The sequence below is a fragment of the Fibrella arboris genome (assembly GCF_041321095.1).
Classification (GTDB): domain Bacteria; phylum Bacteroidota; class Bacteroidia; order Cytophagales; family Spirosomataceae; genus Fibrella; species Fibrella arboris.
Genome location: NZ_JBGGWE010000004.1, coordinates 179,098 through 192,940, shown reverse-complemented (window position 1 = coordinate 192,940; position 13,843 = coordinate 179,098). Strand labels below are relative to the sequence as shown.

General features: G+C 53.2%; 8 protein-coding genes. 6 read left to right on the top strand and 2 right to left on the bottom strand.

Features of this window, described 5'->3' with window-relative positions; translation table 11 throughout:
- Positions 1–68 precede the first annotated feature (68 nt).
- Entirely contained in the window at positions 69–3,656 is a 3,588-nt protein-coding gene (locus tag ACAW75_RS08390) for a response regulator (RefSeq protein WP_370728247.1), read from the bottom strand.
- 18 nt (positions 3,657–3,674) lie between these two features.
- Complete coding sequence (locus tag ACAW75_RS08385) at positions 3,675–5,264, bottom strand: sensor histidine kinase (RefSeq protein WP_370728246.1); 1,590 nt, start codon at positions 5,262–5,264, stop codon at positions 3,675–3,677.
- A 485-nt stretch (positions 5,265–5,749) separates the two neighbouring features.
- Here ACAW75_RS08385 and ACAW75_RS08380 point away from each other — a divergent pair, with 485 nt between their 5' ends.
- The 6 genes from ACAW75_RS08380 to glgP all read left to right on the top strand — a co-directional run bounded on the left by ACAW75_RS08380 (position 5,750) and on the right by glgP (position 13,788).
- Positions 5,750–6,736, top strand: coding sequence for a YheT family hydrolase (locus ACAW75_RS08380; protein WP_370728245.1), 987 nt, complete (start codon positions 5,750–5,752; stop codon positions 6,734–6,736).
- Positions 6,737–6,833: 97 nt separating this feature from the next.
- The gene (gene serA, locus ACAW75_RS08375) at positions 6,834–8,741 is read left to right on the top strand and encodes a phosphoglycerate dehydrogenase (protein ID WP_370728244.1); all 1,908 of its coding nucleotides are present in this window, start codon (positions 6,834–6,836) and stop codon (positions 8,739–8,741) included.
- A gap of 113 nt (positions 8,742–8,854) precedes the next feature.
- The gene (locus tag ACAW75_RS08370; protein WP_370728243.1) at positions 8,855–9,937 is read left to right on the top strand and encodes an aminotransferase class V-fold PLP-dependent enzyme; all 1,083 of its coding nucleotides are present in this window, start codon (positions 8,855–8,857) and stop codon (positions 9,935–9,937) included.
- A gap of 221 nt (positions 9,938–10,158) precedes the next feature.
- Positions 10,159–10,854 carry a hypothetical protein gene (locus ACAW75_RS08365; protein ID WP_370728242.1) on the top strand — a complete coding sequence of 232 codons (696 nt, stop codon included), beginning with the start codon at positions 10,159–10,161 and terminating at the stop codon, positions 10,852–10,854.
- A 116-nt stretch (positions 10,855–10,970) separates the two neighbouring features.
- Positions 10,971–11,981: an SDR family NAD(P)-dependent oxidoreductase gene (locus ACAW75_RS08360; RefSeq protein WP_370728241.1), complete on the top strand. Its 1,011-nt coding sequence runs from the start codon at positions 10,971–10,973 to the stop codon at positions 11,979–11,981.
- A 145-nt stretch (positions 11,982–12,126) separates the two neighbouring features.
- Positions 12,127–13,788 carry an alpha-glucan family phosphorylase gene (glgP, locus tag ACAW75_RS08355; RefSeq protein WP_370728240.1) on the top strand — a complete coding sequence of 554 codons (1,662 nt, stop codon included), beginning with the start codon at positions 12,127–12,129 and terminating at the stop codon, positions 13,786–13,788.
- The last annotated feature ends 55 nt before the right edge of the window (positions 13,789–13,843 follow it).

Sequence of the window (13,843 nt, the reverse complement as noted above, 5' to 3'; positions counted from 1 at the left end):
TTCTTCTGGTGCCTTTTGCTGGCTACCCAAAGCCCAGTGTACGGTTCATGTAACCCCGAACCGGGCGGCTACTTGTAAAGCCAGACGCGGAGCAGGGAAACCAGCTGGTCGATATCAACGGGTTTGGTGATGTAGTCCGATGCGCCAGCCTGAAGGCACTTTTCCCGATCGCCCGTCATGGCTTTGGCGGTTACGGCAATAATGGGGAGGCTTTTCCACCGGAATTCTTCCCTGATGTGGCGGGCCGTTTCGTAGCCGTCGAGTTGTGGCATCATCATGTCTAGCAGCACCAGGTCGATCTCCGGGTGCTCGTTCAGCTTTTGCAGGGCTTCTTTTCCATCCAGGGCCGCAATGACTGTCATGTTGTACTGCTCGAGGGCCTTCGACAGCGAAAAAATATTCCGCACGTCGTCGTCGGCTACCAAAACCGTTTTGTCCGAAAGTACCTGACTCAGCGCGCCTAATTTCTTGGCGCCTCCGTTGTTGGTTACCGACTTGTTTGTCTCTACCAGGTGCAGGAACAACGACACTTCATCGAGCATGCGCTGATAGGAGTGTGCCGTTTTAACGATGATCGAATCTGCGTACTTTTTGATCTTCATCTCCTCGGCCATCGACAGGCTTTTGCCCGTAAAGATGATGATCGGCAGGTTTTCCAGGCCCGGGTTCCGGCGCGCCTCTTCAAGCGTTTCGTAGGCACGCTGGTCGGGAACGCCCATATCCAGAATCACGCAGTCTACTTCCCGGCGTTGCAGGGCGTCGATGCCCTCGGTGACATTGCTCTTTAGTTCCGAACTGATGTTGAAGGTTTCCAGGAAGTAAGCCAGCGCTTTGGCATGCCTGGGGTTGTCCTCAATGATCAATACTTTCTTGGGCTCGCGGGTCAGCACATCTTCCAGTTTTTTGAAGACTGTCTGCATCTGCTCAAAGGCCATCGGCTTATCCACAAAATCGATGGCGCCTTTTAACCGACTTTCGTTCTTCAGCTTGTGCGACGACATGATATGTACCGGAATGGGGCGCGTCTGCGGGTTGGCCTTCAGGGCATCCATCACTTCCCAGCCACTCATCACCGGCAGCTGAATGTCGAGCAGAATACCAATCGGTTTATAGCGGGCAGCCAGTGCCAGGCCGTCATCACCCCGAACGGCCACAATGCCTTTGTAGCCTTTCTGGCGGGCGTAGTCGAGCAGGGATTTGGCAAAGTGGGTGTCATCTTCAACGATCAGGATCACTTTGTCGGCTTCCGAAATTGCGTCTCTATCATCGGGCACATCGTCGGGCACCTTGCTGCTGATGTACCGTTTGCTGCTTTCGGTTGGAATAGTGGCGGGGAGCGTTGGCTGGGCGACCAGCACGGGCAACGCTGTGTCGGGGGGCGCGGGCAACGTACCTGCCAGGGGGATATTGACCGTAAACGTGCTGCCTTCATTGATCTGGCTCTTCAGGGTGATTTCGCCACCCAGTAGTTTCGCCAGCTCCCGGCTGATGGAAAGACCAAGACCGGTGCCCCCATATTTTCGTTTGGTAGATCCGTCGGCCTGTTGGAATGCCTCGAACACAAGCGGCTGTTTCTCCGCCGGAATACCAATGCCCGTATCGATCACCGAAAAAGAAAGGACCTCTGCGCTGGGCGACTGGCGCTGGATAGTCAGGCTTACCTGGCCACTGGCCGTGAATTTGAGCGCATTCGACAGTAAGTTTTTCAGAATCTGACCAAGGCGCATCCGGTCGGTCTCGATGGTGGCAGGTACGTCGGGGGCAACGGTGATCGATAAATCCAGTCCCTTCTCTTTCGCCAGCAGACCGAACAGTGACTGCAACTCATCCACCAGCTCAGAGAGGGCTACTTTCTGGTAGTCGAGTGTCATCTGGCCCGCTTCGATTTTCGAAAGGTCCAGGATTTCGTCGATCAGCCCCAGCAGGCCATTCCCCGACGACTGAATAACCCTGGCGTATTCGACCTGGTCATCGGTCAGGTTCGTTTCGTTATTCTCGGCCAGCAGTCGGCTCAGCAGCAGAATCGAGTTAAGCGGTGTGCGCAACTCGTGCGACATGTTGGCCAGAAACTCCGATTTGTAGCGGGTGGCCAGTTCGAGTTCATCGGCCTTCTTCTGAATGTCGGTATTGCGCTCTTCGAGCAGCAGGCCACGTTCTTCCAGTTCCGTATTGGTTTGCTGTAGTTCTTCCTGCTGCACCCGCAACTCTTCTTCCGACGCCTGTAGTTTCTGGGCCTGCATCTCCAGTTCGGCGTTCAGGTTTTCCAGTTCGCTGTGCTGCGCCTGAAGTTCTTCGGCCTGTACCTGCGTTTCCTCCAGGAAATTCTGCAACCGGACAAAATCCAGCGCGGCATTGACGCCCATCGCCATGACCTCGCCGTTCTGTTCCAGAAATTGAATGTCCAGTGGCGTCGGCTCCCGAAGCATCCCCACTTCAACGGCGCCAACGCAGGTGCCATCATAGACCAGCGGCACAACCGTCACCGACGTGGGGCGGCTTGCTCCGAGGGAGGAACGTACCTGGCTGTAAGTATCAGGTAAATTGGTGATAGTCAACGCTTTTTTGTTGGCAATTGCCTGCCCGACCAGCCCCACGCCGGTGCTCACGGTCTGCGGTGCCTGATCGGTGGCGTAGCTGCCAGCCAGCCTGTAGGCCCCGTCGGTATCAATCAGATAGACCGTGCCGAGCGGTGCGCCGAGGTACTCAGCAATGGCAGTGATAAGCCGGGCGCCCAGGCTCGTCAGTCGTTTTTCGCCCCGTATGGCATCGTTCAGCTTCACAATGCCCGTCTGTAGCCAGTTTTTATTGTTCAGGTCAGTGAATGTTTGCTCCAGCGAATTGGCCATCACGTTGAGCGCCCTGGCAATACGCCCCAGCTCGTCGTCTTTATCGTCGGCACTGCGAACGGCATACTTCCCGTCGGCAATTTGCCGGGTGATGCTTTCCATGATGTTGATCCGCCGGTTCGTTTCGGCATACTCCAGTTCAGCCGCTCGTTGCTGGGCAAGCCGATGGTCCATATCCGTTTTGATCCGCCGGTACGTGAAGGCCGTGATCAGCATGGAGATAGCGGCAGCCAGCACCAGCAACAGGGGCGTGTAGGTGACATAGAACTGCTGCTGTTGCAGCCGTTTCTGAAGCAGGTTACTTTCTTCCCGCTGTACCTGGCTGATTACTACCCGAAGGGAGTCCATGGCCACTTTACCCACTTTCATGGTGGCATAGCGCTGTGCCGAATCCTGACGGAGCTGGTTGCGCTGGTTGCGGGCCAGGCTACGGCGCATGATCGAGTACTTGCGCTCATAAAGGCGTTTTACTTCATCCAGTTTCTGTTGCTGGGCCGGACTGTCGGCTGTCAGCTCCTGAACCTGTTCATAGCTCTTCGTTACTTTCTCGTAGCTATTGTTATAAGGCTGCAGAAAGAGCGGATCGAGCGTGAGCAGAAAACCACGCTGCCCTGTTTCCGCATCTTTCATGTACGAAATGATGTTCTCCGCCTCAATCAGCACCTGATTGGTGTGGTTCACCAGCTGCGTGTTACTGATGAGCCGCTGAATACTATAGAAGGACGCTACCAGACTGACCAGCAGAAGTAGCGTCGACAGGGTGAAGACGACCTGGAGTTGTCGGATAACCGAGTTTGTCAGTTGCGGCATAGTAGTAAATAGAAACGTCTATAAAGTCAGCGAGGCCGAAGCCTGCCTGGGCTGAATAATGGGTAGAACGAGGAGGAACCGAGCGCCTTCGCCTTCGCTGCTTTTGGCGGAAATGAGCCCATGGTGTTTTTCGATATTCTTCTTGGCAATGGCCAGGCCAATACCGGTACCTTCCACGCTGGTTTTATCCAACCGTTGGAACAGGACGAAGATGCGGCTCGAAAATTTCTCGTTGAACCCAATGCCATTATCCTCGACAACCAGCCGGTAATACGCACCCGTTGGCGAAACGGGACTGTCGATGTCTTTGTGTTCGATGCGTTCGGCCGATATGCTGATGATGGGAGGGACGTTCTGTCTGGCGAACTTGAGGGCATTACCAACCAGATTCTGAAACACCTGCCGAATCCGCCCCGGAATGGCATCCAGTGTGGGTAACGGGCCCACGGTAACGGTGGCCTGCTGGCGGCTGATACTTTCGTCGAAATCAAGCAGCAGTTCCTCCATCAAGGTATTCAGGTCGGTTGGCTGGAACAATTCGGGGGTCGACAGTTGGGCGTAGGCCAGCAGGTCGTTGATCAGGCTGGTCATACGCGCCGACGCCCGGATAGACCGGTCCAGGTACGTTCTTGCTTCCTGATTGTCGGTGAGGTACTGTTCCTTGATCAGGTCACTTAGAAACTGGATCTTTCGGAGTGGCTCTTTCAAATCGTGCGATACCACCCAGGTAAACTGCTGTAGTTCGTGGTTGGTGCGCTCCAGCTCCGCATTATTGAGCATCAGCTCGTGGGTACGTTGCATAACTTCCTGTTCAAGCCGGTCGGCGGTCTGTTTCTGATCGTCGATGTCGGTGAACGTGCCGATCCAGCGAACCAGCTGGTCGTGGTTGCGGATGGGTAGGGCGCGTAGCAGGTGACAGCGGTACTGGCCAGTAGTCACTTCTTTCAGCCGTACCTCTCGGGTGATTTCCCGGCCACTGGCTAGCGCGGATTCCCAGTCTTCGGAGAAATGATCATCGGGATGTGCCTCCGGGAAAGCCGTGTCGGTGCCCGTGTAGCGCAGCCAGTAGGCATTGACGTATTCGATCTGACCCGAGGGCCAGACCGTGAAGGCCATTTGCGGAATAGAGGCAAGCACGATCTGAAGGTCCTGCACCTGCGAGGCCAGGGCCAGTTCGGCCTGTTTCCGAACCTCGATCTCCTGGCGCAGCGACTGCTGCGTGGCTCGCAGCTCCTGTTGCTGTTCATACAGTTTCTGGAGCGTCTTGACTTTCAACACCAGAATATCAGGATCAACAGGTTTGATCAGGTAATCGACACCACCGGTCGTGTAGCCCTGCGTAATGAAGCGTTTTTCGGTATTCACCGCCGACAGAAAGATGATGGATGTATCGCGGGCTTTGCCGAAACCAGAGATGGCACTGGCTACCTCGAAACCATCCATGTCGGGCATCTGTACGTCCAGTATAATTACTGAATAAGCCGTGGTCAGCACTTTACGCAGGGCTTCTTCCCCCGATTCGGCCGTGTCAACCTGGAAGCGATGCAGCTCGAGAATCTTCTGCAGAGGAAGAATATTTTCTCGTCTGTCATCAACAATAAGAATCATGCTAGACTGGTGGTTAATGCGGCGATGCTGGGGATTTTCCGTAAAGATAGCGTAGGTAGGTAAGCGCTACCAGTCGGGGGACCTTATGGGTCATAAATAGTAAGGATCGGCAATATGGATAAGAGCGAGCCGGATAACAAGCCAACTGGTACAGATGGCATAAGGCTAGGAAGATGCAAGGCCAAGCCTCGCGTTTATGCTTCTTGGTAAATTTATATCTTTGACAATCAATAAGTTACGCAAAAACTGGTGTTATGCTGTGCGGCTAATTTCGAGCTGGAGCAAGGTTAATCCGATGCGCTCGGCAGCGCATACGTAAAAAAAGGCGGCACGGATTTCTTTCTGGAAAATTAATGTCGCGGCCATTCATCAACTTACCCAATGGCCCTAAATAGCGCCTGGCGGCTAGAAACGCCTGCCAACCGGCGCATAAACCGTACCTTTGCCAGGTCGCTACGCCACTCGTAGCGACCTTTTTTGTTGGTATGCCGCTGATCGCCCCTTCTTCGTACCGCTCGCCCGCTTACCTGTGGAATGGTCATTTACAGACCATCATCCCCTCGCTGTTTCGGAAAATACCCGTCAGGTACGTTCGCCAGCGTATCGATACGGCCGACGATGATTTTCTGGATCTGGACTGGTGTGAAGCGCACCGGCAACAGCCGTCGGTGAAAAATCCGCTGGTTATTCTGTCGCATGGCCTCGAAGGTGACTCTACGCGGCAATACGTAGCTGGCACGGTTCGGTTGTTGAACCAGCACGGGTTCGATTGTTTGGCCTGGCACTACCGGTCTTGTTCGGGCGAGATGAACCGGCAGGCACGTTTTTACCACATTGGCGAAACAGGCGACCTGCATACGGTTGCTCAACAGGCGCTGGCGGCTGGTTATGAAACAATCTATCTGGTTGGCTATAGCGCGGGCGGCAACATCACGCTCAAGTACCTCGGCGAACGGGGTTCGTCTATCAATCCGGCCATTAAACGGGCTGTTGCCATCTCGGTGCCGCTCGATCTGATGACCACCGCCGACCGGCTCGAGGCCTGGGACAGTATGGTATATAACCGCCGCTTTCAGAAAACGCTCAAAGAAAAAGTAAAGCTGAAAACAGGTACGTTGCCTGAGGCGATCCGGGCTACCGATCTGAGCCGGATTCGCTCGCTTCGGGAATTCGATGACCTCATTACGGCCCCCCTACACGGTTTTGCGGGCGTAACCGATTACTATACCCGGAACAGCTCACTGCTTTTTTTGCCGAAAATAACTGTGCCTACATTAGTCCTGAATGCGCAGAATGACCCATTTTTGTCCCCTGAATGCTTTCCAACGGCTTTAGCAAAGGAACTCACCTGCGTTTGGATGGAGTTTCCAAAACAGGGTGGCCATTGTGGCTTCCCGTCGGCCAGCGGTTTACAGGCACCGAATTACGCCGAAGAGCGAGTGCTTCAGTTTCTAACGCAATCGCTTGGCTAGCGGCCCAACACTTCATCGCAAGAGTCAGTCTGGTACTGACCACAATTCAATACTTGATCGCTGTATACACTATCCTGATTACTAATTTCTCTTGCTGATGACTACGCAAACGCTTGCTGATCAAACCTTTTACGTTATCGATTTCGATAGCACCTTCACCAAAGTAGAGGCGCTGGATATTCTGGGCGAAATCTCACTGTCGGGCCGACCCGACCGCGACGGGGTGCTCGATCAGATCAAAACGATTACGGACCGGGGCATGTCGGGCGAGCTATCACTGGCGCAATCCATTCAGATGCGCCTGAAATTACTGAACGCCCATCGCGATCAGCTACCCGCTCTGATTGAACGGCTGTCGACGATGGTGTCTGATTCATTTCAGCGCAATCAGGCTTTCCTGACCGAGCATGCCAATCAGATCTTTATCGTGTCGAGCGGCTTCAAAGAGTTTATCGTGCCCATCGTGACGGCGCTGGGTATCAAAGCCGAGAACGTGTATGCCAACACGTTTGAGTTCGATGAAGAAGGGCGTATTGTAGGCTGTGATGAAGCCAACCCGCTGTCGCAGGACAAAGGCAAGGTGAAGCTGATCAAAGAACTGAATTTCGACGGTGATGTGTATGTCATCGGCGATGGCTATACCGATTACGAGATTCGGGAGTCGGGCCTGGCCAACCGGTTTTATGCTTTTACGGAAAACGTAACGCGCCCCAAAGTGGTGGCTAAGGCCGACCACATTGCGGCATCGCTGGATGAATTTTTATTCGATAATAAATTGAGCCGTAGCCAGTCATACCCCAAGAGCCGGATTAAAGTGCTCCTGCTCGAAAACGTGCACCCCATTGCGGTTAGCCTGCTCGAAAAAGAAGGTTTCAGCCTCGATATCCGCAAAGGCGCCCTCGACGAAGATGAGCTGATCGAGGCGTTGCAGGGCGTTCATATTCTCGGCATTCGCTCGAAAACGAACGTAACGCGCCGGGTTCTCGAAAACTCACCCAAGCTGATGACCATCGGCGCGTTCTGCATCGGCACCAATCAGATCGATCTGACTGCTGCTACCGAAAAAGGTGTGGCTGTGTTCAACGCGCCGTACAGCAACACCCGGTCGGTCGTGGAACTGGCAGTCGGCGAAATGATCATGCTCATTCGCGGTATTGTGCCGAAAAGCAATAAAATGCATGCAGGCGTTTGGGACAAATCGGCATTGAACAGCTTTGAGGTACGTGGCAAGAAACTCGGCCTCGTCGGATACGGCAACATCGGTACGCAGCTGTCGGTGGTGGCTGAGGCACTGGGCATGGAAGTGTACTTCTACGATGGGGTGGATAAGCTGGCGCTGGGCAACGCCCGTAAATGCCAGAGTCTGGATGAGCTACTGGCCGTTTCAGATGTGATCAGCCTCCACACCGATGGGCGGAAGGAAAACACCAACCTGATTGGTGCCCGTGAATTCGGGCTGATGAAACAGGGTGTCATTTTCATGAACCTCTCGCGCGGCCATATCGTGGATATTCCGGCACTGGTTGATGCCATTAAATCCGGGAAAGTGGCCGGGGCCGGTATTGACGTGTTTCCATATGAGCCAAAGACCAACAACGAAGCGTTTGTCAATGAACTGCGTGGCCTGCCAAACGTCATACTGACGCCCCACGTGGGTGGAAGCACCGAAGAGGCCCAATTCAACATTGGTCAGTTTGTGCCGGGAAAATTAGTGAGCTACATGAACAACGGAAGCACCTACGGCAGCGTAAACTTCCCTGAGTTGCAGTTGCCGCTCCTGCACGATTCGCACCGGCTGCTGCATATCCATGCCAACGTACCTGGCATCCTGGCAAAGATGAACAACATATTTGCTAAATATCATATTAACATTCAGGGGCAGTATCTGAAGACCAACGAAACCATTGGGTACGTTATCTCCGACATCTCGAAAGATTATGCTGACGAGGTTGTTCAGGAACTGAAAGACATTGACAACACGATTCGATTCAGATTGTTATACTAAAAAGGAGGAAAGGGAGGAGGGAGAAAAGGAAGAAAGAGATGCTCCGTTAGCAGCGCATACGCCTGTGTAAAGTCCTCTCCTCCTTTTCTCCCTCCTCCCTTTCCTCCCCGCATATGAGCAACACTTACTTCACGCCTGGTCCGGCAGAGTTGTATCCGACCTTTAGCCAGCACCTGCAAGCGGCGCTGGACGAACAGATTGGTTCTATTTCGCACCGAAGTCAGCGGTTTCGGGATATCTACCGGTATACCGATGAGCAACTGCGCGCCCTGCTGAACATACCGGCAACACACGGAATCTATTTTACCGGGTCGGCCTCTGAAGTTTGGGAACGTGTGCTGCTCAACTGTGTCGAACACGAGAGCTTTCACCTGGTGAATGGGTCATTCTCGCGTAAGTTTTATGATTATGCGCTAGGCCTGCACAAGTTTGCTCACATCAACGAAAAGCCGTTTGGCCAGGGGTTCGATACGGCCGAAATCGACGTGCCTGATTATGCCGAACTAGTAGCCATCACCCACAACGAAACCTCGTCGGGGGTGCAGTTTCGGCCAACGGAGATTCATAAGCTCAAGCGGAAATACAGCAAAAAGCTGTTTTGTGTGGATATGGTGTCGTCGGCTCCGTACCCTGATCTCGATTTTTCGCTGGTCGATTCGGCGTTCTTTTCGGTACAGAAAGCCTTTGGTATGCCGGCTGGTTTAGGGGTCTGGATTGCCAACGAGGCCTGTCTGGAAAAAGCAGAGCGGTTGCAACAGTACGAGTCGATGACCATTGGTGCGCATCATACGCTGCCCGTGCTGAAGAAACACTACGAGACGTTTGAAACCCCCGCCACGCCGAATGTGCTGTTCATTTACCTGCTGGGTAAAATAGCTGCCGATATGAATCGGACGGGTATTGCAGCCATTCGACGCCAAACGGAAGAGCGGGCCAAACAGATTTATCGTTTTCTGGAGTCGAACGATGGGTACACGCCCTTTGTGAAAGAAGAACGCCACCGGTCGCAGACGGTCATCGTGGCCGAAACGACCCGCCCGGCGGCCGACGTTATGGCCGCTGTGAAAGAAGCAGGTATGATTGTGGGTAGTGGCTACGGCAAGTTCAAAGACGGGCAGATCCGTATCGCCAATTTCCCGGCCACCTCTGCCGAACAGGTCGGTAAGCTACTGGCCCGTTTGAAAGAAGTAGGGTAGAGTCCTGTTTTAAGGCTGAAGTTTCAGGTTTCAGGTTCCAGGTTTCAGGTTTCAAGTTCCAGGTTTCATGTTTCAAGTGCTCCGCTGACTCACCATTAGTTGATCAGCGGAGCACTTGAAACATGAAACCTGGAACCTGAAACCTGGAACCTGAAACTTTTTAAGCCAAACCAAACGGACTCTACTTGGTTAGTAGAGAAATTACTTTACTCAACTCAACGATGAAAACGATTCTTTACGCCGCCGCCCTTATTGCCGTTTGTACGGCAAGCGGCTTTGCCCAGGACACCCGTACCCCGCCCGATTCTGCTTCCCGGCGCGAACGGATTAACCAAAAAGCCGACGAAGTGAAGCAGGATGTGAATCAGGCGACCGACAAGGCCAAAGTGAAAGTCCGGGAAGAATATGAAGAAAGCCGGTCGTATCAGGAACAGAATCAACTCACCTGGTTTCAAAAAGGAAGCATCATGGGTGCTGCCTCACTTGGGTTCGGTACCGGATCGGGTAGTGGAACGTACCTGGCCTTTTCGCCCCGTGCTGGCTACTTCTTCAACACGGGTCTGATGGCTGGTCTTCAGTTCAGCTTCGACAGCCGCCTCAACACAAGCTACCGGGCCAATCAGACGGGCGTTTTCCTCCGGTATTACCCATTCCGTACGCGCATCAGCGGGTTTGGTGGCGTAGGCTACAATTTTGGCACCGAACACTCGAGCAATATCGGCGCGGATCAGAAAGCCAGGTATCAAAGTGTCAACCTCGAAATCGGAACCATGCTTTGGATCCGGCGTAATCTAGGTGCTGAACTGGCTCTCGAAAGCAATTATTTCAGCCAGACTGATGCCTTGGCGGGCCGCAACAAAGGTGGGCGTTTTCGCTTTGGCATCAACTACTTCTTTGGGCGGCCAAATAGACAATAATCTGTAGTACCGAAACGGTCCGCCGCTGCGGCTCCAGCTTCGGTAGTTCAAGCAATTATCTCTTACCGAAGCTAGCGCCGCAGCGGCGGACCGTTTCGGTACTACACATCAACGTTATGAATCAGAAAAAAGGAACCGGCAAAACTGCCCTCATTACAGGGGCGTCGAGTGGAATAGGTCAGGAATTGGCCAAATTATTTGCCCAGGATGGGTTCAATCTCGTTCTGGTTGCCCGCAGCGAAGAAACACTGCACCGCCTGAGCGAAGTGTTCGAGTTGAACTACGGCACTGAAAGCGTTACGGTTATTGGTAAGGATCTGTCGGAAGAAAATGCCGCGCAGGATGTTTACGATCAGGTAAAAGCGAAGGGCATCACGGTCGATGTGCTGGTGAATGACGCCGGCGTGTCGACCTACGGGAAGTTTGCCAACGAAACGGATTGGGAAGCTGAGAAATCGCTGATCCACCTGAACGTGCTGACGACCACACTGATGACCAAGTTGTTTTTGAAAGACATGGTGGCGAGGAACGAAGGGAAGATCCTGAATCTGGCTTCATTGGTTTCCATCACTCCGTTTCCCCTACAGGCGGTCTACGCGGCTACGAAGTCATACATCTGGAATCTGACGCAGTCGCTGGTGAACGAGTTGAAAGACACCAACGTGACGATTACGGCGCTGATGCCCAACGCTACCGATACCGATTTTTTCAATAAAGCTGGTGCGGCCAATACCCTGGCAACGGATATACTCGACGATGCTGCGATGGTAGCCAGGGATGGTTACGAAGGACTGATGGCTGGTAAGGCCAAAGTAGTACCCGGCGGTGTGAAAAATAAAGTGACTGAAATGATGGCCTATGTAGCGCCGCAAGCGATGCTGGCCGGTCAGATGCGAACCTTGAATACACCCAAAGAGCAAGTCGCTGAGGAGAGCAAGGAATCAGCCTGGACGATCGGTCTAAGTCTGGCGGCTATTGCCGTGACGGGCATTGCCCTGGCGGCGATTTATCGGAACGTACCTGAGCTTGATAAGCTGAAGTACAGGTACCAATACGGGAAAGCGAAGTACAAGGCCGGAAAAGCCTATGATGGTGTACAGGAAGCAGTTAGTAAAGTACTGGCTTAGGTACCGACAATGAAGCAGTCAACGTAAAGGGTCCAACACGATTCGCTCAGACAATCGATGTCAACAGGCGAACTTGTTGGGCCCTTTCGCGTTAGACCCAGGCCCGTTAGCGCATTCCTTTATTGTTTATTCCCAACGGTAATCTATGGCAACTACCTTACCTGCTGCTTTCCAGCACCCATACAGTTTTGATCCTCGTTTTTCTACGTCGGTGGCTTATTTCTCGATGGAATTCGCTGTTGATCAGGCCTTGAAGACCTATTCGGGCGGATTGGGTTTTCTGGCTGGGTCGCACATGAAAAGCGCCGCTGACCTGAAGCAGAATCTGATTGGTGTTGGCATGCTCTGGAAACAGGGCTACTACGATCAGGTACGTATGCCCGACAACTCAATGGGCGTTCTTTTTCGGGAGAAGATCTACTCGTTTCTGCAAGACACGGGGGCTTACTTCACGATCAACGTCTTCGGACGGCCAATCTGGGTACGGGCCTTTTATCTGGACCCGAAGCACTTCAATACCGTTCCTATGTTTTTTCTGACTACCGACGTGGACGGGAACGATGAGCAAGCCCGGTCAATCTCATACCGGCTCTATGATAATGACCCTAGCCTTAAGGTGGCACAGTGTATGGTGTTGGGGCTGGGTGGCGCTAAATTTCTGGACGAAATTGAGTACAGCCCGGATGTATATCATTTCAACGAAGCCCATGCCGTGTCGGCCGCATTCCATCTGTACCAGCAGTTTGGTAAGTCGAAAGAGACACTTCGGGAGCGGATCGTTTTCACAACACATACACCGGAAGAGGCTGGTAATGAGAAGCATAACATCCATTTTCTGGATAACATGAGTTTTTTTGGCGGTTTGTCGCTGGCCGACGTGCGTGAACTGACGGGTATTCACGACGATGTGTTCAACCATTCGCTGGCCGCCTTACGTATGGCGCGCCGGGCCAATGGCGTATCGAAACTGCACGGAGAAGTAGCCCGCAAAATGTGGGGACAATACCCGGATATATGCGAGATTAAACACGTAACCAACGCCCAGAATCATCGGTATTGGGCCGACACCCAACTGGCCGAAGCATACCGCCATAAAGATGCTGAAGGCATGGCAAGGCGAAAGCGGGCAATGAAACAACCGCTATTGAACATCATTGCTGATCAGGCGGGAAAACTGTTCGATCCCACGGTGCTGACCATCGTTTGGGCACGTCGGTTTGCGGCCTATAAACGACCTGACCTGTTGCTTCACGATGAGGAACGGTTTATGCGTTTGCTGAATAACCCGAACTATCCGATCCAAATCATTTGGGCCGGGAAACCGTATCCGTTTGACGAAGGGGCTAAACAGAACTTCAACAAACTGCATTACCGGAGTCACCTGCATCCGAACATGGCTGTGCTGACGGGTTACGAACTGGCTTTATCGAAGGCGTTGAAAGATGGGGCTGATGTGTGGTTAAACACACCGGTTGTCCCTCGTGAAGCCTCGGGTACGTCGGGTATGACAGCCGCTATGAATGGAGCCATCAACCTATCGACCAACGATGGCTGGATTTGCGAATTTGCGAAGCCAAACGTGAACAGCTTCATTGTACCGGAAGCCGACCCTCAGGCCACTGCCGACGTACGTGACGCACACGACCGGGACGGTTTTTTCGATCTGCTGGAACACCAGATTCTGCCTGTGTATTACGACCACCCAGCCGACTGGCAGGCATTGGTAAGCCAAAGCCTGACCGATGTACTCGCCTACTTTGGCGCCGACCGTATGGCGCAGGAGTACTATGAGCAGGTATACGCCTGATTGTATACACCGGTGTTGTCTAGCTCGCGAAGCCTGCAACGCGAAGCAAGACAAC

Bases quoted from the DNA above. Each gene is read 5' to 3' on its own strand.
- ACAW75_RS08390 (WP_370728247.1), bottom strand. From the start codon at position 3,656: ATGCCGCAACTGACAAACTCGGTTATCCGACAACTCCAGGTCGTCTTC.
- ACAW75_RS08385 (WP_370728246.1), bottom strand. From the start codon at position 5,264: ATGATTCTTATTGTTGATGACAGACGAGAAAATATTCTTCCTCTGCAG.
- ACAW75_RS08380 (WP_370728245.1), top strand. From the start codon at position 5,750: ATGCCGCTGATCGCCCCTTCTTCGTACCGCTCGCCCGCTTACCTGTGG.
- serA (WP_370728244.1), top strand. From the start codon at position 6,834: ATGACTACGCAAACGCTTGCTGATCAAACCTTTTACGTTATCGATTTC.
- ACAW75_RS08370 (WP_370728243.1), top strand. From the start codon at position 8,855: ATGAGCAACACTTACTTCACGCCTGGTCCGGCAGAGTTGTATCCGACC.
- ACAW75_RS08365 (WP_370728242.1), top strand. From the start codon at position 10,159: ATGAAAACGATTCTTTACGCCGCCGCCCTTATTGCCGTTTGTACGGCA.
- ACAW75_RS08360 (WP_370728241.1), top strand. From the start codon at position 10,971: ATGAATCAGAAAAAAGGAACCGGCAAAACTGCCCTCATTACAGGGGCG.
- glgP (WP_370728240.1), top strand. From the start codon at position 12,127: ATGGCAACTACCTTACCTGCTGCTTTCCAGCACCCATACAGTTTTGAT.